This is a genomic window from Pseudaestuariivita rosea (assembly GCF_017592335.1).
GTDB lineage: Bacteria > Pseudomonadota > Alphaproteobacteria > Rhodobacterales > Rhodobacteraceae > Parasulfitobacter > Parasulfitobacter rosea.
In genome coordinates, this window is record NZ_JACNMP010000046.1 from 1 (window position 1) to 21,779 (window position 21,779).

A 21,779-nucleotide genomic window follows, 5' to 3' on the forward strand; every position below is an offset into this window, starting at 1 on the left:
CGAGACGCCGCCGAACGCACGATAGAGGCAACATGGCGCAGGATCGGTAAGCTGCTCGACCGCTTCACCCCGCAGGAATGTGCGAATTACCTTGTCAACTCAGGATACGCTTCAACCTGATCTCATCTTGCTCTAGTATGGTGGTGCCACGCTACCGAGCGTGATCTTGAATCGACATTTTCGAACTAGCGCGAAAAAGAAGGAGCGATTTTTACCGCGATCTGTCACGGATGCGATGGCGCTTCGCGCAACAAACAGTCTTCTCGATCGCGTCCCGGTAAGGTGGACCTCAACCAATTCTTCATCCACATTGATAACAAAGCCATATGAGCGCTGACCCCCCTCAGACAATTGGACGAGTAGGTTGTCAGACATTATCTCTTTCAAGAGGTTCGACATTAAAGTTGGCGGTCCGACGACCGAGGTCGAAGACGTCGCTCCAGTCGCATTTCGCTCAGTAATCCCATGCATTGAATTTCTCCTACATTTCTACGCAACGTTCGGTCTGTGACGTAGGCCGTGACCAAGGACGCCATCACTACCGAGAGAAACGTCCGCTCATCCACCATTCCTGCGGTGAAAGCGAAACTGGCCATCGCGATACCGGGCCCACCCCTTGTGTTCATGGCTGTGGCATAGATAAACGAATTCTTTGTTTTACTCCCCGCCAAATCCAGAACCACCTTAATCGCGCCCATCTTCAGCAAGGACGACCAAGCGATGAAGACCAACGCATGCCACGGCGAAAATGCTTCTTCAAAGGAAAGCGACGCCCCAACGACGGCGAAGTACAGGGGCACGAACACTTTTTCGCCAAGGCTCCACATGTCAACTTTCGTAACCGCAGACGGCTGACAGTTTGCATACAACAAACCGGCACAAAGCGCCGCAATCATCAGCTCTGCACGCATCACGATCACAGCAAGAAGAACGAGTACTACAAGAAACGGAAATATCGCAATTCGCAGCAGTACGGTGAATCTCTGGGTAAAAAGTTCCCACCATATAGAGCGAGTCATCATGATCAGAATGAACGTCGCAAGATAGACCGTGATATCGGGCCAAAGGGCTCGCAGGGCGGACACATGACTGACGTGGTCCGTCTCGTGATACGTGCTGATCAAACCAAGCAACAACCAAAGTACCAGATCTACGAAGCATGCCGACATTAGGACGGTTCGTGAGAAGTTGGTTCCAAGCAAATTGCGCTCACTCATTATTCGGGAAAGGAACGGCACAGAGGTTACGACAACACAAAGCACAACAACCAAATGTTGCACATGCATAGCCTTCGCATCCGCTAGATTGTCACCGCCGGCCAAACGCATAGCTATTTCGACTGTAAAATAGGCCGGCAACAAAGACAAAAGCGACCCAAAGATCAACAAAAGCACCGTCGGGCTCATGTCCTCTAACGTGAACTTAATTGCTTTTCCTGCAGAGAACATCAGGACGCCCAAGCCAATCCAGTACAAAACGTCGAGCGAAAGCACCGGAATTGGGCTACCCAAGTAAAATTCATAGTCGATGCGAACGGGGCTCAAAAGGTAACCGCCGCCCAGGGCGGCTAACAACGTCGGGATATGAAACGCACAGAGCACCCTGGTGAGAGCATGAACACCAAGAATGAACAACCCGACCCCAAGTACATTTGCGACGGCTATATTGTCGGTGATGGGGAATGAAAACATTGGTTACAAAATGCCTGCGCGCACCGCCTTGAATACGGCATGGGTCACGTTCCCGGCATCCAGTTTGTGGCGCGCGTTTTTAATATGAAACTCCACGGTGCGCCTTTTGACGCCAACAATCTCGCCAATTTCCTCCATGCTCTTGCCTTTGGACGCCCAAACTAGGCACCGACGCTCTTGATCGCTGAGGGCCGACCTGTCGATACTGGTAAAGGCGCTGTGCTGCCGCAATCTTCGGTCCGCCTCTAAACCAAATAACGGAAGCAGTTGTTCTTCCATCAACGCATCAAAGGCCGATTTGTCTGCCAAACCGAGAAGTATTAGCTTCGCCGAACGGTTCTTGGCACTGGCAACCTTGACGCAACACGACGGGCCATCGATTGTGAAGTCTTCAAAGAGTCGTTGGATATTTACAAGGTACCGCTTTGTTTCAAGCTCGCTGTACCGTTCGCCAATTGCCGTGCCGAAGCCTAGCGGGAGGAGGTCACTTTGCTTAGTGCGATCATGCCGAGCGGTCGAGTTGTTGAAGACGACGTCTGCAAACAATGCGCCCGTGCAGATATAACAGAACCCGGTGCACCCGATGTCCAAGATGAATCCCTGTAGAACGCGGACAAACTCGTCGTTGTCACCGATGTGCTCATTTCTTGTAAGCAATTTATTAAACGCATTTCCAACCTTCGTCATGCATATAGCTCCCGATATGCCTGCCTGATTGAACCTACAGAAGCCTTATTCTAGACCGCTGCGAGGCAAAGAATGTTGCATTGATCAATGGGCAAATATATCGTTCTTACAACCAGAACGATAGCCGCCCAACTTGCTTTTTTCGGTCGTCTAAATCGCGAACAAGTGTTTCGCGCATTTGTAGTTTAGTTCGCAAGCTGACCTGATCTTACTGTGGAATCTCGCAGTCAAATGAACTTAGCATACAACCGCCGATTGAGATTCGTCCGTTGCAGAATTCCGCCGTCGTTTGGGTTCGGGCCTGATACCGAAGCACGAGTCACTAGACGTCGTTGAGAGCTTGGCTAGGACCTGCAACCCGTTGATTTAACATTAGCCTTTGAGACCATGCCCCACGAGTGGGACAATATGGCTATGGTGCAATGCGCGGCTGGTCGCCAAGGCTATGCACACTCTGTGAGATGTCACAGTTTCCAGGGGTTGGGTTCCGCTGCACAATCTAAGACCTCACGACGGCTTTAGCGAAACTCCAAACTGAATGAGGTCAGCGATGTTGGATGAAGCAAGATCCCACGTTCTAGAGGATATTTCTAAGTCTATTTACGCATTAGACACTGACGCATCTAATCCCGCAGTGATCGAGAGCAACCTGGAATTCATGCACGGTCTTGCAAAGGCGGGGATGCCCCGTCTTATTCTCAAGGAGCTTGTGCAGTCCAAGGCTGATTTAGTCGAGATCGCCGCACGTTCATACGAGCATGTAAACCATTTCACGAAGGTGGTATTGGTGGATAACGCGAACACCAATGGCTATCGCCTAACGCTCCATGTCTGGACCCGCGCGCAGGCTGAGGAAGCCCAGAAGGAAGAGCTGATCCACGATCACCGGTTCAGCTTTTGGTCCCATATCGTGTGCGGTAACATGCGGTCGGAGAACTTCCACGAAGCTGAGGAACCCTCTTATGAGAGGAAAGATTTCCGTCGTTACATCTATAGACCAACCCAGACCGGAAACATCCACAGTTGTGAGTTTGACGCAAATGCTCAACTGATCCGAGAACCTGACAAAATTGTTCCGCAGGGCGATGTCTATTACCTAAGCTATACGACCACGCACCGCGTTGTCTTTCCAACAGAGCATCCTTGCCTTTGCACTTTAGTGTTAAGGGGCCCGCGCGAGCGAAACCATTGCTTCACTTACAACACGTTCTATCCGAAGCGGGGTATGGACAGCAGCGTGCCAATGATGTCGCCGCGAGAGCTGAAGGACAAACTGGAGTTTGTTCTGGAGTGTATACAATGATTGACCTCCAAATTAACACCGGCAACGCTGACCGACCTATCTATCAAACAGGAAACGGTCACAATCTCTTCAATCAACTTGCGGTTAAAGTCGACATGGACAGGGTCGAGGACGACGCCTATTTCGCTTGGCTCAACTCTGTGCCGAGCGAGATTGACAAGCACATTCCAGGGGTCTCATTTCTCGAACGAGATGGTGTGCGGCATTCGCCACCGACAAACATCGCCGTCTACTACGATACGCATGACTATCAGCTTTTGCCCACAGGAGCGCTTCTGCGCACATCGTGCAGCAAGCTGACACACGCCTTTTGTGCATTCAAGATGGCGGAAGATGAACATGGCAATCGACTTGATCGCCGGCACGTCTTTGAAGGAGACAAGAAGGCGACCATTCAGCGGGAACCGTACTCTCCCAAGTCCATCAAAATCGTAAATGACCTGCTCATCAGGACGGATATTGAGCAACCAGGCTACTTCTTGCAGCGCGAGATGGGTATCGATCCCATCGATCTGAAGCCTGCTCTGATCCTCTTTGGGCGACGGTCCACGTTCTTTGTGCGGATTGACGACTATGACGTTCTTCGATGCTCGATCGATCGTTCGGCGGTTTCTGATTTTCGTAAAGACCCGGAGTGCCTTATTCGAAAGGAATTTCGGGAAGTCGAGCTGTCGATATATCCACGCATCCCAGCAGAAATAAGTGGCGACGAAAGGGTGATCTCTACTATCGCTTTCCTTCGCGACAGCCTGTTGGAGAGGTTCCAGACACGCGTGACTTACGACATCAAATATCAACGCGGCGCCAAGATCTTACAAATCGCAAATTAGCCTTTGTACCGCCTGATCCAATGACTTTTCGACTAACCCTCCTGCGACATGGTCAATCCGAGTGGCAAGTAGGCAAGTACGATGATCGTGATAGCCGACTTACCGCTCTTGGCCATGTCCAGGCGACCTACCTAAGTGAACGCGTGACAGAGATGATCAATGAGGAGCAGAACATTAACATTTACTGCAGTTCCCTTGTACGGGCGAAGCAGTCTCTTCAAGGAATCCCGATAGAGTATTCGGTCGATGATCGGCTGCGAGAAGCGGAATTTCCAGTATCCTGCAACTTGGCGCAAAGAGATACCGCGTTTGACACAACTGCGCAGTCTTCGCCGTCCTCCTCATACTTGGCATTCAAGCGCACTGTTCTTGAATTCCTGTCAGAAGCGGCGACGCCGGGCGGCCAAAACTGTATTTTGATGTGCCACGGTGGCGTCATCAAGACAGTCTTTCGGATCCTTGTCGGGAATGACGCCGTGGATTTCAAGGTCGGAAATTGCTCGGTCAGCGAGATCGTTTGGAGTAATGGGCGCTGGAAGTTCAAATCCATAAATGACCTGTCTCATATTCCACATCAGTTTGCGACCTAGAAGAGGGGGCACTCATGACGTCGCAGGTCAAAACAGCTGACGCGCTTTGTCTCAAGCACCCCTTCTTGCGCTTTCTGTCGGACGGATTGCCCACAACTTTTTTCAAGGCACAGGCGCACTCAAGGCAGTTTGCGGGTATATTTCTCTTAAAGCCCGAGGTTTGTCGAGCTGGCTTCGATATCACCCTTTCTGTGGTGGAGGAGCTTGAGCGCAAAGCATCCAGCAACAAAATTTACATCACAGACGTCGTCGGCTTCGGGGGACGTACTTTTGAGGTATTTTCGGCGTTTGATAGGATTTACAATAAGGTTGCCCGCTTCGCGAGATTTAATCTTCCTGCCGACACGCTTTCCCCAAAGCTGACAGCCGCGAGTACGTCCTTCTTCGAACGTGCCGTACCGGTTGTTGGTGGGGCTACCTTGGTTCAAAAAGGCTTCGAGCCCTCGGATATTCAAAAATACTGGTCGTCAGCGGCGGAAATCGTGCGGATCGAGGCCGATTGCTACGCCGCGCCTCTTGAGATCCATGGTCAGCCGCATTTGCTGTTGAACGGGTTCTACCCCTACAAGCGCGCAGAGTTCCAGTCAGGCGATGCCAGAATTATTGCCGTTGTGTTTGAGACGAATGATGACTTTGAGGCGTGCAAACCCGCGATTCAAGGTGATGCCGATCCGCGCACAAGGTCCTCAGGATCCATGCGAGGGTTCATTTCACGTAGGCTGGAAGAGGCTGGATATCCAGCACTTTCCACAACGGTCAACGGGTTGCACATGTCGTCGGACCCTCTGGCTGGGCGTTTGGAAGTCGAGGTCATCATGGATATGCTTAAGGAGGAAGAGCCGTGAGCGGATACGAAGCGCGAAGCTTTGTGATTGGTGATGTGCACGGATGTCTGCTCGAACTGAGACAGTTGGTGCGCAAAATCCAATTTCGTCCGCGCCAAGATCGGCTGATCTTTGTCGGCGATCTCGTTGGCCGGGGTCCCTTTCCTTTGGAAACTTTGGAGTATGTCCGCGACCTGGGCTCAATGGGCATCAACATAATGGGCAATCATGACCTAGCGCTTTTAGCCCGTGGGACCTACGAGGTCGACCGGCAGGTGAAGGCCGTCGTGCCATCCGGCCACAGAGCAACAGACACCGCTCGGCGCTGGAGTGCGGTCTTGGATTGGCTCGGCAGATCCCCGTTCATCTACAATGACGCACCGCAAAAGGTGGTGGTGTCGCATGCCGGGATCCCGCCGCAATTCGCAATTGACACTGCCATAGACGTGGCGCGTGGGCTGGAACGAAAACTGCGCAAATCGGCGCGGCACGTAGCTAGGTCTATCGACCGCTCACTCTCGGGGCGTTTTGAAACTGACGACACCACCAGTGCCAGCGAAAAGCATATCGGCGTTGGATGCACACGCATTAGATACTGTCGGACGGATGGCAGCATGGCGGGCCCAGAGCGCGAACTTAGCGCCAAGGCGGCTCAGCACCTTGTGCCTTGGAGTAGCCTTCGAAACCACGCCAGCGACAATGGTCGCACGATTGTGCATGGCCATTGGGCTGCCCTCGGCATCCACATGACCAATAACGCGCTCTGTATCGATGATGGGTGCGTCTTCGGCGGACGCCTTGTGGCCGTAGAGCTGTCGCCAGGCCTTCCCATCACTTGGATCAGAGGGCGGCGTTATTTCAACCTAAGAGACTTTCGAGAAAAATGGAAAGGGGAAGAGCATGACCTCAAGATCTGCATGCCATCTTGAAATTGAGAGAAAGTTCCTGGTGCAAGGCAGCTTTCCACGCGACCCGTCACCCATCGAAATTGTGCAGGGCTACCTTAAGAGCAGCAAAGGCAACGAACTTCGCGTGCGGAGCGAGAACCGCAACTACTTTCTCACACATAAGCACCGGGTCGACGCAATCTCGGCCGAAGAAACGACCTGCTCACTGCCAAGCTCGATTGGGGCAGAATTGCTCCAACTTTGCACCGGTGGGCAACTTATTCAAAAACGTCGACATATCATCGAAACGGACGGCTTTCTTTGGGAGGTCGACGAATACTTAGGGCGCTACCTTGGCCTTTTCGTCGCAGAAATTGAGCTTTCACACAGCAAGCAGACTTTCAGAATGCCGGCATGGGTTGGCGAAGAGGTGACCCAGGACCCGCGATTCAAGAATGCCGTGCTGTTCCGCAGCAGGATGTCCACAAACAACCTTACCACCAAATCACATGTTGGAGTCTGAGTGAGATGAATGAGATGCCCCACCCTATCCCCACACTGCCATTGCAAGACCTATCGCTCGAAATCTGGGATCGAAAGTACCGTCTTCGCGACATTCACGGTGAGCCATTGGAAGACCATCCCGATGAAACACTGCAACGTGTCGCACAGGCCGTCGCGCGCGTTGAGCAAGGCGATCTGCAAGGCAAATGGGAAAAAGAGTTTCTTTGGATCCTAAGAAATGGCGCAATCCCGGCCGGCCGCATTCTGACCAATCTTGGGGCTGGACGAGACGAAAGCGTTTCTGATCTTTATCCCTCAGCTATCAACTGTGTTGTCTCAAAGTCGATCCACGACAGCTTGTTCGATATTCTGACCGCGGTGCGCGATGCTGGAGCCACGCTTAAAGCCGGCTGCGGGATTGGATACGACTTCTCCACTATTCGTCCGGAAGGCGCGCTGGTTCGCGGCAATAAGACCGGTGCGTTTGGTCCTTTGGCGGCCATGACGCTTTTGGACAGCCTGTGCGGTAGCATCGCCACAGCCGGTCAGCGGCGCGGCGCGCAGATGGCTGTCATGGATATCCGTCATCCTGACATCATGAATTTCATTAAGGCCAAGCACGAAAAAGGTAAGTTTAATAACTTCAACCTCTCCGTTCTTGTCACCGAAGACTTCCTGACCGCCCTGGATCGGGCTGAATCCTGGCCGCTTGTCTTTCCCTTAAGCCCAAGCCGCATGAGACATGTTGATCCAGAGTCAATACATTGGTGCAATTTCCCTGATACAGGCAACTGCGTAAAAAACGACGCCGGCAAAGTTGCCTGCGAGGTAGTAAAGCAGGTTCCGTCCACAGAGCTTTGGGAACTACTCATGGCATCAACCTTCACTTATTCGGAGCCCGGGGTCATCTTCATCGATCGCATCAATCGAAGAAACAACAACTGGTTTTGCGAGAACATTCGCGCGACCAATCCCTGTGCGGAGCAACCATTGCCTCCATCGGGTGCTTGCCTTTTGGGATCCGTTGATCTCACGCGGTTTGTTCGGAATCCGTTCACCGATGGCGCGAGTTTTGACTGGAAGCGTTTCAAGAGGGTTGTCGCTGTTTTCAGCCGGTTTCTGGACAATGTCGTTGACCTGAACGAGCTGCCCCTGGAATCGCAGCGTGAAGAAATCCTTAGGAAACGGCGTCACGGCATGGGCGTTCTTGGATTAGGCAGCGCTGTGACAATGCTGGGCATGAGCTACGGAGAAAAAGACTCGCTTCAGTTCACTGATGATGTGCTGCGTACATTGGCCGTTACCGGATGGTTGCAGGCTATTGAACTCGCTCGCGAAAAGGGTCCTGCGCCTATCATGAATGAGATGTTCAAACTGGAGCCCTATCATCTGGAGCGGCGCCCAGACCTGCGGCACAGCGGCTGCAAAGTTGGGTCGATGGTCCAGGGCAAAGAGCTCTTTGCCGGCAATGTTGGCTACATGGCTCACATTGAAGACGCCTGCCCAGGGATCTTGGAAAAGATCAGAACACACGGTGCTAGGTACACACACCATAGTTCAATTGCACCAACCGGGACCATTGCGTTGTCGTTCGGCAATAATGCTAGCAGTGGCATCGAACCCACGTTTCGGCATGTATTCAGGCGAAACGTTCTTGACGACAATCTGTCGTCAAGAACGTCTTACGACGTTGAAAGCCTAGAGCACCTCGCATTCCGATCTTTAATGTGTCCTGCCGGCAAGCCAAGCGCTCTTCCAGAAAACTTTGTGACAGCCGACACTGTCAGTGTAAATGCGCATATTGCGATCCAAGCCACGGCGCAGAAGTGGGTGGATTCGTCCATATCCAAGACAATAAACGTGCCTCCCTCAATAACGTATCAGGATTTCCGCCAAGTATACCTCGACGCCGCGCGTCTGGGGGCCAACGGGTGCACCACGTTTAGGGAAAACACCGCGATCTATGACAGCGTGCTTCAGGACGCGACGCCACTGAAGCGCGACGACGTGTCATCATTGCCCAATGTCACGCACGAAGGATGCGATTGCGGGAACCCTAACCTGGTTGTGGCAGATGGTTGCACCACGTGCATGAATTGTGGAGCGTCAAAGTGCGCAATCTAAGCCGCATTGCAACATTATGAAAATGTTTTCCTGACAGTGACCTGAGACGGATGCCGTTGACATACAGTCATGAGTCGTCGCGCATTGTCATCGTTCCGTGCCAGTTCAATCGGGATTGGCGAATTCGATCAGATCCCAGCGATTGCCCCAAGGATCCGTCCAAACCGCCACGCGACCGTAATTTTCCGATCTCGGAGCTTCAATGTCGACGCCGGCCTGCCTTAGGAGGTCGTAGTCGGTGTCGAAGTGCAATGTTTCTAGGAATAGCCAGACGCGCCCACCGCCCTAGTTGCCTATGACCTCGACCTGTCGGTTGCCCTTAGCCTTAGCCAACAAGATCTCTGTTTCACCGTCTTTTGGCGCAACTCTCAACCAGCGTTTTCCACTTGAAAGTGGGGTGTCCTCGCGACACGTAAAGCTAATGCTCAAAAAGAACGCTTTTGCTTCATAATAGTCTAGCACGACTAACGAAAACAGCGTAATTCGGCGCGGCATGTCAAACGAACGCTTTTGTTGTGGATTGGGATCGCATTTCCATGGGATGGTGGTTCCATAAAGTGTTGAAGGTATTCTAGTTGCAACCGTAATCTCTGTCGAGGTTCAGATGGATCGTAAAACAAGTTGGGGGGCTGTTCTATTCGCATACGCGCTAGGCGTTATTGCTGCTGCTCAGGTTGGTCGCATAGCTCCAGCTGTTGATATTCTCCGAAATGACTTGGACCTGTCACTATCTGTATTTGGGTGGTTGGTTTCGATCATTTCGCTTGTTTCGGCAGTGTTTGGCTTGGGCTTCGGCTCATTGACCATGCGTCACGGGGCGCGAAACATGCTGCTTCTGGGCGGGCTTTTGTTGGCAGCCGCGGTCTTTGCCTCTTCGCTTGCAAAGGCGCCTTGGATACTGCTGATTACAAGGGCCTTCGAAGGCGTCGGGTATCTTGCGGTGGTTGTGGCCGCCCCAACCCTTATTGCGCAGCGAGCGTCGCCTCAGGACACGCCGAGGGTTTTGGCATTGTGGGGCACTTTCTTCACACTGGGCATCAGTATGGCGGCCTATTTTGGCGGCTGGCTGTCGCAGAACTTAGGTTGGAGCAAATGGTTCGTTTTGAACGCTGGACTAACGCTTTTGTTGGTGGTTATTGTATTTGTGCAGGATACCGCAAAGAGCGACACACAGGCCGCCCAGGTTCCCGATACGACACGGACAAGTTTAGGCGTAACGCCCTGGCTTCTGGCGAGCGCCTTCTTTGGAATTACTGTTATCACCTTGAGCATACTCAGCATGCTGCCGCCGTTCCTCATTGAGGCAAAAGGACTTTCCCCGGCAGATGCGGGGCAGGTAACCGGTCTCGTGGCGCTGACCAGCCTCGCTGGGAGCGCACTTTATGGATGGCTTTCAGCGCGATTGTCGACACTCAAAGCCATCATGACCCCGGCTGTCTTGCTGGTTGCGACAGCGTTTCCAGCCTTCCATACGTCCTTACCGCTGGCCGGCACTATAACGTTTGTCGCACTAAGCGTATTCGCCAATGGGATACTTGTTGCAATGGTGTTTTCATCCGTTCCAAGAATGGTGCCATCCCCAAACTTCATTGGCCCGGCCAACGGGCTAATTACGCAAATCGGAAGCATCGGAGCCGTAGTAGGACCGCCCATTGTCGGCTATGCGATCACTTTGATCGGGTGGCTGGCGGTGCCCTGGTTGGTTGCGATCAATGCCGCCTTATTCGCGCTGTTGATGATTGTGGCAGAACGGAATTCCTTGCAGCTAAACAGTTGAGGGTTCTCGGGGCGCAGCACGCCTACGTCAACTTGTATCTCGGATCGGTGCTTTGGCTGAAATCTGCCACGACGCGGACGCCTGTGTGATCACACAGTAATCGCAAATGCGCTCAGATGATATCGATTGCACGATAACAAAGGACATCCCCGATGTTCTTCAGCTTAGGGAGAGATACGAAATGCTTGATGTCAGCCAGACGCTTCACACCAATGAAGCGGCAAGTCACCTTTCAAAGAAGGACGGTTTTTCGATCACTCGCAGCGAGCTTGACCATCTGATGGAAAATTACGGGCTTTTTGCGGCGACCCAAAATTATGTGTCGGCAGAAGAGCTCTATCGAGGGTTTGATGTGTCACGACAGTTTTTTGCGCTGCCCTATGAAGAAAAAAAGAAGTGTTCGGCAGAACTACGCAAGGACGTGGAATACGACTACGTTGGCTACCACCACTTCAAGAGCGAGACCGCTGTTGACGCCGACCAACCGGACTTGAAGGAGTTCATCCAGATCAGTTCATTTCCTGGCCTTAGGTCGGGCGGCGGACGTATATTTGACCCGTTCCCATATCCAGCCGATATCCCCGACATGGGCCCCGTGCTGGAAGCGCTCTATCGCGGCTACTTGGGGTGTGCCGACGCCGTATTGTACCGTGTCCTCGACTTATTCGGTATCCCTGACGATCAGGCGCGCGACTTGGTAGAAAACTGCATGAGCACTCTGCGCATCATTCACTACCCGCCGGTCGACAGTGACGATGCTAGGAACGCGCAACGCGCAGCCCCTCATACCGGGATAAACCTCATCGGCGTGCAACCGAAGCAAACGCATCGCGGCTTGCAGTACATCATGCCTACCGATCAGTCTTGGAAATGGCTGGAGCATTCGTCAGACACGGATGTTGCCATCAACGTAGGGGAGCTGCTGCAGTACATAACCGGCGATGCGCTGATGGCCTCAAAGCACCAGGTGGTGAATGACCTCGACATCAGCGGAAAAGAAAGCCGGTATTGCATCGTATTCTTCAAGAATCCCAACCCTGACGTCGATATGCCTAGCTTGAAGTATCCCACCCGAAATATCGGGGAATGGTTCCAAGAGCGGATGAAGGAAATCGGCTCGTGGAAACAATAATCTTCAACGCTATATGCGTTGCCACCCGAGTGGCACTCAGGCGTTGTACCGAACACAGCGTATTTGCTTTCTGTCAGATCGGTTTCTGAGCTGGCTGAAACCGTCTCACAGGAAAAGAGTCGACATATGATCATTCTCGGGATCAATAGCTTCTTCGAGCATCCGGCAGTTGCACTTTTGAAGGACGGCGAGCTCGTCTTCGCTATTGAAGACGAGCGTTTAACGCGCGTGAAGCATGGTCGTAGTTTCTCCCCTTACTCAACCTATGTGCCGTATGCGTCCATTTTTAAGGCGCTTGAATTCGCGGATATAAAGGTCTCGGATATTGATCAAGTGGCCTATTCATACGACCCTTGGCGCCACCTGATAGCTTCGCTCCACGGCTGCATGACGGGTAAGCGCATCCTCTCGTTTAGGGGAGAGCTGAACGCATACATGGCAGCCCGAAACGTTAAGAAAGAACTGTCAGAGGGACTCACCCTTGATGTCAGATATTTGAACCGGTGGGGAAGAAAGGACTTTCAGAAGATTCCGTTCAAGAACTGGGACCACCACCTGTCGCATGCGGCATCTACCTTTTTTTGTTCTGGATTTGAATCCAGCCTTGTCGTCGTATCCGACGGAAGCGGGGAGAACGCGTGCACCAGCGTTTACGTAGGCGAAGGTTCCACGCTCAAGAAGTTTGCGCAGATCGACATGCCGAATTCGCTGGGGTTGCTCTATTCATTCGTAACCGGTCACCTAGGTTTTCAGCCCTTCGGCGACGAGTACAAAGTGATGGGCCTAGCTGCGTTCGGCAAACCTACGATGAAGCAAGAGCTAAACAAACTTGTGCACAAGGTGGACGGCGGTCGATATACAGTAGACTTTGAAAGACTGAAGAATCTGACACCGCTTCTTGGACTCCCAAGAAGAGCGTGCGATCCGATTGAACAACGCCATAAGGACTTAGCACGATCTTTGCAGAGCGTGTTTGAAGACACGCTGATGTATGTCGTCGCCTATCACATGGGTGCGACCCGGCAGAAGAATTTGTGTGTAGCCGGCGGAACGTTTCTGAACTGCGTTGCGAACTATAAGTTGCTATCGACAATTGATATAGATGGGTTCTTCGCACAGCCTGCCGCACATGATGCCGGGACTGCCATCGGCGCTGCTGCGCTAAGCTGGGTTGCAGCGGGAGGTCAACCACAGATCGAGTATGACTCAATGTTGCTTGGCACGGAGTGGTCAGATCAGCAGATTGGGATGATGCTGAAAGATACGAATTTATCCTATCGGAAACTGCAGCCGAACGAGCTCGCCTCAACAATCGGTGACTTGCTGGCGAAAGAATACGTCACCGCGTACTTCGGCGGGCGCATGGAGTTCGGGCCACGCGCACTCGGCGCACGGTCGTTTTTGGCGTCGCCCAGGTCAGCACGCACGCAAGAGCGTCTCAACATCATCAAGGCGCGTGAACAGTTTCGACCGCTTGCGCCGCTGGTTCGGGAACAGGACTACGATACCTATTTCGAAGGGCGCCCGAACAGGTACATGATGTTGGCTGTCAACGCGAAGCCGCGAACACATGAAGTCGCGCCCGCGATTGTGCATGCCGACGGCACGTCGCGTGTTCAGATTGTACGCAAAAGCGAAGACCACATGCTTCACAGCATCCTATCGGAGTTTCACGATCGGACGGGGATCCCAATCCTCGTGAACACCTCGCTTAACACGCGCGGTCGGCCGATCGACGAAAGCCCCGTTGATGCAATCGCCACCGCGTTCTGCTCTGGCGTCGACTATCTGGTTCTCGGATCTTACTTGATCGACACGCGTCGCGGTGCCGGTCAAGATTTCAACACCGAGAGCGTTCAAAGCGTTAAGAGGGATCGACTCCGGCTGAGTGCAGAATAGGGCGCTAAGGGTTCTTAACTGTGATTGATCGCATAATGACACTTCGCTGCGCCGTGTGTGACTCGGCATGCAAAACTGACCCACTTGGGTGGGTTATGAGCGAGTAAAATTGACCCACCTGTTTCGTTAACATCCGCTTTGGTGTTCATCAGGAGCATCCGGGATTTTTCGAGCGGGACTAAAGATAAAGGGGGCCGTAGCCCCCTGCATGTTACTTCGATATTGCTATTGCAGCTGCTTTAATAGCTGGAAGAATTTCCTGGTTCTCCGCCAAAACATATATTGCAACCATGATTGCAAAACGAATGACGTAAGTGACCAAAACCTTCTTAACTGTATCAATGGCTACGTTGTTGCGCCGCGGTTGATCTTGTTCCTGCATAAACATCACCCTTCGATGAGAACCGAAGGAGTAAATGTGGACCTGTCACGTTTTCGTGCCGCCCCAAGTGCTCGTTTAGGCCACCTTCCGTTCGAATGCGACCGGGCTTTTCCACCCCAGTGCTGAGTGCCGACGCCGCGGATTGTAGAAGCCATTGATGTACTGGAAGATGGTCAGCTCGGCCTCCCTGCGCGTTTGCCATGACCGTCGCCATATCAACTCCGCTTTGATCGTTTTGAAGAACGTCTCAACTGCGGAATTGTCGTAGCAATTGCCCTTGCCTGACATCGACACTTTGAACCCATGCTGGCGTAGTATCTTCTGATAGTCGTGTGAGCAGTATTGCGAGCCGCGATCTGTGTGGTGAATGCAGCCTTTGGGTGGTTGTCTGAGGGCGATGGCCATCTTTAATGCCCGGATCGCCAAGTCACGCTTCACGCGGTTCGATACGGCCCAGCCGATCACGCGTCGGGAATGCAGATCAAGGATGACCGCTAGGTAAAGCCAACCCTCACGCGTCCAAACGTAGCTGATATCGCCTGCCCATTTCTGGTTTGGCAACTTGGCGCGGAAATCCCGGTTCAGCAGGTTCGGCGCAATATTGAAGCCATGGTTGCTGTCGGTTGTGACCTTGTATTTCTTTGATCTCTCAACCCGTATGCCATTCTCGCGCATCAACCGACCGACGCGGCGATGGCCGATGTTCAAACCAAGCTCCTTGAGCTCTTCCGTCATCCGCGGGCGACCATAACTGCCCAGGCTGAGACGAGACTGTTCTTTGATATGCGCAAGGACTACCATATCGCTCCGTTGCCTTTGGCTGGCAGGTCGGCAGCGATAGGCCCGCAGGCCACGCGAGCTGACACCCAATACATCGCACATACGCTGCGAACAAAAGGCATCGCTGTGTTCTTCGATGAACCGGAACCTCATGACTTTTGGCCCGCGAAGAACTGCGTTGCCTTCCTAAGAAACAGGCATGTTGGTCTGTGCAGGTAATTCCTGCAAATCAAAGCCAAACGACTTGGCGCGGCGCTTGAGATTGCTGAGCACGCGGTTGCGGTATCGTTCTTCATAATGAGATGCGCCGGGGTCTTTGTATGTCATGCCGTTTCGGAGGGTGTTGTAGAACAGAACGGCAATCTTGCGCGCCGTCGCCGTAACAGCTTTGGCCTTGCCCGCCCGTGCTGCCAGTCGGCGGTAGAAAGCCCCAAGAGCGGTATCGCTACGCCCAATGGTGACCGCAGCCAAACGCAATAGGGCCGCAGCCCGGCTGGATGATCGCCGTGTTCGAGATGACAGCACCTTACAGCCAGATATCTTGTTACCCGGTGCCAAGCAAAGCCACGACGTGAAGTGTTTGGCACTCGGCCAAGCGCGCAGATCTGTGCCGCATTCTCCAATCAATTTGAGTGACAGAGATGGCCCCATCCCATGGATTTCGGTCAGATCGACGCCGAGGACGCCGAACAGTGCGGCCCGTACATCAAACGAAGGCGTGCTGACTTGCTTGGTCTTCGTGCGTGGACGTGGCAACTGGCTGGGATCATGTTCAGTGTCCGCGCCCAACGTGGCCAGCGTCGCCTCAAGGTGGCGATCACATTCCAGCATCTTGCTCTGATAGAAGTCGTAAAGCTCTACCGACTGGGTTAACGCAAAGATATGTTCAGATCGGTCATTCCCATTGAGCGCCGCCTTGATCGTCTCGACAGATGCTTTGCATCGCACGTCACGGAAGGACGCCAGCACATCCAAATCCCGCTCGCCCGCAACAATCGCCCAGATAATCTTCATGGGGTCGTTTGCAGGAGGGGGCGAAATGACACTCTAAGGATTTTCGCGGTGCCTTTTGACAATGCCAAGAACCGTGTTTTTGCTGATGCCGAGGTCACGGGCGATCCAGCGATAGCTGCGCCCTTGTTCAACGGCTGCGAGAACCTTGGGCGCGAGCTTATCTGATTTTGGGCGCTGCCCTGTTTGGCGGCCAAGTTTTCGTCCACGGGCCTTCGCCGCCGCCAGTCCGGATTTCACACGTTCGCTGATGAGGTCGCGCTCGAATTGGGCAATGCCGGACAATATCGTAGCCATCATCCGGCCATGTGGGGAATCCAGTTCAAATGTCATGCCACTCATGGCGACAACGGAAACATTCCAGCCAGCCAACTTATGCAGTGTTTCGAGTAGATCTTGGGTAGATCTGCCCCATCGGCTCAATTCCGTGACGAGGACTGCATCAATTTTCCTTGCTTGGGAAAGCGCCATCACTTCGTTTCTTACAGCCCGGTTCGATTTCGTACCCGAGGCTGTTTCCTTGAATTGTCTAATTACCTCGAAACCACCACGGTCGGCAAAAGCGGCTAGATCCGCGATCTGGCGTTCGCAGGACTGATCAGTGGTCGAAACCCGCGCATAGATGACTGCCCTCTGTCCCAATTGAACCCCCTCGGATATTGGCCTTGCAAGTCGTTGATATTGTTGCAGTGGTTATTGTCGCAAACAAACACATGTTCAATAGGTACAGTTTTCATGCCCCGGCGCAATATTTTGACCGAACGCCAGCGTTCCGCGCTGCTTAATCTTCCTACAGATGAGATGTCGCTACTGCGTCATTACACTTTGTCTGATGAAGACCTTGAGCACATCAAGGAACGACGACGCCCTGAAAACCGACTTGGGTTTGCGCTTCAGCTCTGCGCACTCCGATATCCCGGCCGCGCTTTATCTCTTGGTGAAGTCATCCCACATGATGTTCTTGCTTTTATCGGCGCACAGTTGGGGCTGACGGGCGACGCTTTACTGTCTTACGCAGCTAGACGCCAAACGCGCCAGGAACATTTGGAAGCACTGCGCGGCATATACGGATACAAATCGTTCTCGGGTCGGGGTGCGCGGGATCTGAAGGACTGGTTGGATCAGCAAGCTGAGCTTGCGACATCAAATGAAGACATTGCTGGTCGATTTGTTGTCGAATGTCGCCGCACACTAATAATACTTCCCGCTATATCTACGATTGAGCGTTTGTGCGCGGATGCGTTGGTGGCCGCGGAAAACGGATTGAAACAAGGATCGCATCGCGTTTGAGCGATGAAATGTGCGTCAGGATCGATACATTGCTGTCCGAACAAGTCGATGATCGTCTATCTCGGTTTGTCTGGTTGCGGCAGTTTGAGGTCGGGAACAATTCAGCAGGGGCAAACCGCTTGTTGGATCGACTGGCGGTCTTGCAAGAATTTGAACTGCCGCCAGACCTGTTTGAAGGATTGCCAGCGCATCGCATCACGCGATTGCGTCGCCAGGGCGAAAGGTATTTTGCAGATGGTCTACGTGATCTACCTGATGATCGCCGTCACGCGATCCTTGCCGTATGCGTTGTCGAGTGGCGCGCCGCAATCTCTGATGCCATTGTTGAAACCCATGACCGGATCATCGGCAAGACATGGCGCGAGGGTCAGAGATTGTGTGCGACCCGCGCGGACGATGCAAAAACTGCCGTTCAACACACCTTGCGTTCCTTCAGGGATCTGGGATCGGGACTGCTGGAAGCCAAAAATGATGGCGCATCGCTTGATACTGCCGTGTCTTCGTCTACCGGCTGGCCAGATTTGGAGACATTGGTCGCAACCGCATCGCAGCTGACTGATACACTTTCGTCGAACCCAATTGCACATCTTGTCCAAGGCCATAACCGGTTCCGACGTTATGTTCTGAGAATGCTCCATCTTCTGAAAATCGACGGTGCGCATGTCGCAACACCTCTCTTGGCAGCCATCCATTTGATCAAGAATGGCGCAAGGCATGATCAACCAACAGATTTCCTGCGGCGTACCTCGAAATGGCATCATTACCTGAAATTGCAGGAACCAAGTGACCAACGCCTTTGGGAGGTGGCGGTTCTTTTCCATTTGCGGGATGCCTTCCGGTCCGGCGATATCTGGCTGGCACAATCCAAGCGCTACGGTGATCTCAAGCAAGTTCTGGTTCCAGCAACAATGGCAGCAGCAAGCGCGCGGCTCGCAGTCCCTCTTGATCCTGAACAATGGTTAGCGGATCGCCATGCTCAGATGGAAATTGGTTTAGAAAAGCTCTCAAAGGCGGCGAAACGAGGCACGATCCCCGGCGGAGGCATTGAAGATGGCGTGCTACAGCTCAGCCGACTGCCGACACAAACGCCAAACGGCGCCGCTGATCTGCTCTTTGACTTGTATAAGCGTGTGCCGGATACGCGCATTACCGACATCATGTTGCAAGTCGATGACGCAACCGGGTTCACCGATGCATTTACGCACCTGCGAACCGGCGCACCGCCAAAAGATCGGATTGGCTTGCTGAATGTGCTGCTTTCGGAAGGCTTGAATCTTGGATTGAGCAAGATGGCCGAAGCCAGCAACTCGCATGGATTTTGGGAGTTGATGCGGATTTCCCGCTGGCACATTGAAAGTGAAGCCTACGCACGGGCACTTGCCACTATTGTCGACGCCCAATCCAAACTGCCGATGGCGCAGTTCTGGGGAATGGGGATGACCGCATCAAGTGATGGCCAGTTCTTTCCTACCACGCGGCAGGGCGAAGCGATGAACCTGATCAACGCCAAATACGGGAATGAGCCGGGTCTAAAGGCCTACACGCACGTCTCGGATCAGTTTGCGCCTTTTGCATCCCAAACAATACCGGCCACAGTCAGTGAGGCACCCTATATCCTTGATGGATTGCTGAACAACGATGTGGGCAAGCGGATCAAGGAGCAATACGCGGATACTGGCGGTTTCACAGATCATGTCTTTGCTGTTACGTCCATCCTTGGTCATCGCTTCATCCCGCGCATCCGGGATCTACCATCAAAACGACTTTACGTGTTTGATGCCGGAGGAACACCGCAAAACCTGAAAGGAATGGTCAGTGGCAAAATCCGCGAAGATTTGATCGCTTCAAACTGGCCTGACATTATCAGGATTGCAGCGACGATGATGGCTGGCTCCATCGCGCCCAGCCAAATCTTGCGAAAACTGGCATCGTATCCGCGCCAAAACGATCTGGCTGTCGCCCTAAGAGAAGTCGGTCGTGTTGAACGCACACTGTTCATGCTCGATTGGGTGCTCAATGCAGATATGCAAAGGCGGGTGCAAATTGGATTGAACAAAGGTGAGGCGCACCACGCACTGAAGAATGCGCTGCGCATCGGTAGGCAGGGTGAAATACGAGATCGGACGACCGAAGGGCAGCACTATCGCATGGCAGCGCTCAACCTACTGGCAACCATGGTCATATACTGGAACACCGCGAGGCTCGGCGAGGCGGTGGTGCAGCGGCAAGAAGCGGGCCTGCCCGTCCAGCCAGACCTGCTGGCGCATACATCGCCACTCGGGTGGGCGCACATTCTGCTGACGGGGGAATACAAGTGGCCTAAGTATTGATGTGTGGAACAGCCGACTTTCGCCGCACTGTGCACAAACTGGTATCTAGCGGACAAACCGGACTTGTGCAATTACGGCTATTGCTGACGCAGCATCTATTCGCACTTGCAGCATGCCGAGTGTCGCGACGAAGCGCATGTTGCCTTAGCAGCCATTTGCGAATGCGGTTCTAGCTCACACATAAATCGCACTTTCTCCAGATGAAGGTCGCACAAATGTCACGCGGGACTAATCCTCCTTCCATACCCAGACATCAGCACCGTACTGACGAACAAAGATTTTTTCTATTGGGTGGCTGTTGTCCGAAAGCGCTGGCACGCACAGTCTCTGCGATTACGGTCAGCAGCAAGAAGCCCACAATGACCAATGCTGCGATGCATACCGGGTCAGAAATGAAGCCCTTTTCGTGCAGTCTTTCCATGCTGTCCCAGTCAAAGCCTTTCCAGGCACGGCTTTCGGCATGTAGACCGAGGCGCAAAAGCGCGAGAGTGGCATCGTCAATTTTGTCTTCGTCGAGTGGAAACGCACCGAATTTCCCCGAGATATTCCGTTTGTCAGTCATGCAGTCAGGACCCTTTTCCCGTAGTCTCGAAGATTGCCGTTCGGGTCGACGTATCGGTAGAGTGTGACGGGCTTTACACCAAGTTCCTTGCAAAGCTCCGAGACGGACGTATCGCGATTTGCCATCGCGGCCTGTGCCATGCGCACCTGGGCTTTGCTTAGTGCAAATTTGCGTCCGCCCTTTCGACCCCTGGCGCGGGCGGCGGCAAGCCCGGCCATAGTGCGCTCTCGGATCAACTCGGTTTCGAATTCAGCCAAGGCGGCAAAAATCCCAAATGACAGCCGACCGGCTGCGGTGGTTGTGTCGATCTGTGCGCCTTGACCTGTGAGCACCTTCAAACCAACGCCGCGCTCTGACAGCAAGGTCGTGGTTTTCACCAGATGATTGAGGCTGCGACCCATCCGATCAAGTTTCCAGATTACCAAAACATCGCCGTCGCGGAGGGCCTTCAGGCAGGCCTCTAGTCCTAGGCGCTTATCTTTCTTCCCTGAAGCGTGATCTGAATAGATTTGATCCTTGTCAACACTGGCTGCAATCAGGGCGTCGCGCTGCAAATCCAGTGATTGGCTTCCGTCCGCTTTCGAGACGCGAGCATATCCCCGATGACCAGAAGCGCGAGCTGATCGAAACCCTTTGGTCCATTGTCGTGGCCTTTGTTGACTTCGGCTTTGGCATCCACCCGGTGCAACAAAACTGTGGAGAAGAGGCCATTCTCGATGCTGCGCTGCTGCGGGATGTGTTAGGCTCAGAGGACAGGTTGTCCGATAGGTTCAATACCACAGCAGGGCCGCAGGAGAAGAGAGTGTCCTGCGATCCGGAAAGGAGTCGCTCCCATGCCCCATGATCCAATCCGACAGGCGGTGATCTATGCCCGGGTCTCCAGTGTGGCACAGTTGAAGAAAGGCGATGGTCTGGCCTCGCAGGAAAGCCGCTGCCGCGAATATGCCCGCTACAAGGGCTATGAGGTGGTCGAGGTCTTTCAGGACAACCGGTCCGGCGGCGATGCAGATCGCCCTGCGATGACGGCACTGCTGTCCTTTCTGGCCCAACAGACCCAGACCTGCGTGGTGATCATTGATGACATCAACCGCTTCGCCCGCGATGTGGTGGGGCATTGGCAGTTGCGCGCGCTTCTGGCCGAGGCAGGCGGCAAGCTAGAAAGTCCGTCGATCGAGT

The 21,779-nt window shown here is 53.3% G+C and carries 18 protein-coding genes and 2 pseudogenes; 12 read left to right on the top strand and 8 right to left on the bottom strand.

All coding sequences use genetic code 11. The features are described from left to right. Positions 1-398 precede the first annotated feature (398 nt). On the bottom strand, positions 399-1,691 hold the full coding sequence (locus tag H7848_RS18045; protein WP_208354220.1) for a cation:proton antiporter domain-containing protein: 1,293 nt from the start codon (positions 1,689-1,691) through the stop codon (positions 399-401). Between the two features lie 3 nt (positions 1,692-1,694). Further along, entirely contained in the window at positions 1,695-2,378 is a 684-nt protein-coding gene (locus tag H7848_RS18050) for a helix-turn-helix transcriptional regulator (protein ID WP_208354222.1), read from the bottom strand. Between the two features lie 550 nt (positions 2,379-2,928). Here H7848_RS18050 and H7848_RS18055 point away from each other — a divergent pair. The 10 genes from H7848_RS18055 to H7848_RS18100 all read left to right on the top strand — a co-directional run bounded on the left by H7848_RS18055 (position 2,929) and on the right by H7848_RS18100 (position 14,248). Beyond that, positions 2,929-3,681: a hypothetical protein gene (locus H7848_RS18055; protein WP_208354224.1), complete on the top strand. Its 753-nt coding sequence runs from the start codon at positions 2,929-2,931 to the stop codon at positions 3,679-3,681. After that, positions 3,678-4,511: a hypothetical protein gene (locus H7848_RS18060; RefSeq protein WP_208354226.1), complete on the top strand. Its 834-nt coding sequence runs from the start codon at positions 3,678-3,680 to the stop codon at positions 4,509-4,511. The genes H7848_RS18055 and H7848_RS18060 overlap by 4 nt, the downstream gene beginning before the upstream one ends. Positions 4,512-4,531: 20 nt before the next feature. Next, on the top strand, positions 4,532-5,101 hold the full coding sequence (locus H7848_RS18065; protein WP_208354228.1) for a histidine phosphatase family protein: 570 nt from the start codon (positions 4,532-4,534) through the stop codon (positions 5,099-5,101). A gap of 14 nt (positions 5,102-5,115) precedes the next feature. Further along, the gene (locus tag H7848_RS18070; RefSeq protein WP_208354229.1) at positions 5,116-5,946 is read left to right on the top strand and encodes a hypothetical protein; all 831 of its coding nucleotides are present in this window, start codon (positions 5,116-5,118) and stop codon (positions 5,944-5,946) included. After that, entirely contained in the window at positions 5,943-6,854 is a 912-nt protein-coding gene (locus H7848_RS18075; RefSeq protein ID WP_208354230.1) for a symmetrical bis(5'-nucleosyl)-tetraphosphatase, read from the top strand. The genes H7848_RS18070 and H7848_RS18075 overlap by 4 nt, the downstream gene beginning before the upstream one ends. Next, positions 6,826-7,335: a CYTH domain-containing protein gene (locus H7848_RS18080; RefSeq protein WP_208354232.1), complete on the top strand. Its 510-nt coding sequence runs from the start codon at positions 6,826-6,828 to the stop codon at positions 7,333-7,335. Before H7848_RS18075 ends, H7848_RS18080 begins: the two co-directional genes overlap by 29 nt. A gap of 5 nt (positions 7,336-7,340) precedes the next feature. After that, the gene (locus H7848_RS18085) at positions 7,341-9,440 is read left to right on the top strand and encodes an adenosylcobalamin-dependent ribonucleoside-diphosphate reductase (RefSeq protein WP_208354235.1); all 2,100 of its coding nucleotides are present in this window, start codon (positions 7,341-7,343) and stop codon (positions 9,438-9,440) included. 604 nt (positions 9,441-10,044) lie between these two features. Beyond that, complete coding sequence (locus H7848_RS18090; RefSeq protein ID WP_208354237.1) at positions 10,045-11,217, top strand: MFS transporter; 1,173 nt, start codon at positions 10,045-10,047, stop codon at positions 11,215-11,217. A gap of 181 nt (positions 11,218-11,398) precedes the next feature. Beyond that, the gene (locus H7848_RS18095) at positions 11,399-12,349 is read left to right on the top strand and encodes an isopenicillin N synthase family oxygenase (protein ID WP_208354239.1); all 951 of its coding nucleotides are present in this window, start codon (positions 11,399-11,401) and stop codon (positions 12,347-12,349) included. Between the two features lie 126 nt (positions 12,350-12,475). Further along, complete coding sequence (locus H7848_RS18100; protein WP_208354240.1) at positions 12,476-14,248, top strand: carbamoyltransferase family protein; 1,773 nt, start codon at positions 12,476-12,478, stop codon at positions 14,246-14,248. Positions 14,249-14,459: 211 nt separating this feature from the next. Here H7848_RS18100 and H7848_RS18105 read toward each other — a convergent pair whose 3' ends face one another. The 4 genes and pseudogenes from H7848_RS18105 to H7848_RS18120 all read right to left on the bottom strand — a co-directional run bounded on the left by H7848_RS18105 (position 14,460) and on the right by H7848_RS18120 (position 17,063). Further along, positions 14,460-14,630: a hypothetical protein gene (locus H7848_RS18105; RefSeq protein ID WP_208354241.1), complete on the bottom strand. Its 171-nt coding sequence runs from the start codon at positions 14,628-14,630 to the stop codon at positions 14,460-14,462. Between the two features lie 75 nt (positions 14,631-14,705). Next, positions 14,706-15,596: pseudogene (locus H7848_RS18110) on the bottom strand (IS3 family transposase); the annotation flags it as partial. Further along, entirely contained in the window at positions 15,597-16,424 is an 828-nt protein-coding gene (locus H7848_RS18115; protein ID WP_237072841.1) for a transposase, read from the bottom strand. Between the two features lie 33 nt (positions 16,425-16,457). Continuing rightward, a complete protein-coding gene (locus tag H7848_RS18120; RefSeq protein ID WP_208354242.1) occupies positions 16,458-17,063 on the bottom strand; it encodes a recombinase family protein in 606 nt (201 codons plus the stop codon). Positions 17,064-17,156: 93 nt separating this feature from the next. Here H7848_RS18120 and H7848_RS18125 point away from each other — a divergent pair. After that, positions 17,157-20,041, top strand: a pseudogene (locus H7848_RS18125) (Tn3 family transposase). Positions 20,042-20,294: 253 nt separating this feature from the next. On the opposite strand, the gene H7848_RS18130 reads toward H7848_RS18125, so the two are convergent. Together H7848_RS18130 and H7848_RS18135 are read right to left on the bottom strand one after the other, a co-directional pair. Beyond that, positions 20,295-20,603, bottom strand: coding sequence for a DUF6429 family protein (locus tag H7848_RS18130; protein WP_208354244.1), 309 nt, complete (start codon positions 20,601-20,603; stop codon positions 20,295-20,297). Beyond that, positions 20,600-21,352: a recombinase family protein gene (locus H7848_RS18135; protein WP_208354246.1), complete on the bottom strand. Its 753-nt coding sequence runs from the start codon at positions 21,350-21,352 to the stop codon at positions 20,600-20,602. The genes H7848_RS18130 and H7848_RS18135 overlap by 4 nt, the downstream gene beginning before the upstream one ends. Positions 21,353-21,436: 84 nt before the next feature. Here H7848_RS18135 and H7848_RS18140 point away from each other — a divergent pair. After that, positions 21,437-21,779, top strand: a 343-nt coding sequence (locus tag H7848_RS18140; RefSeq protein ID WP_208354245.1) for a recombinase family protein, incomplete at its 3' end; no start/stop codon positions are given.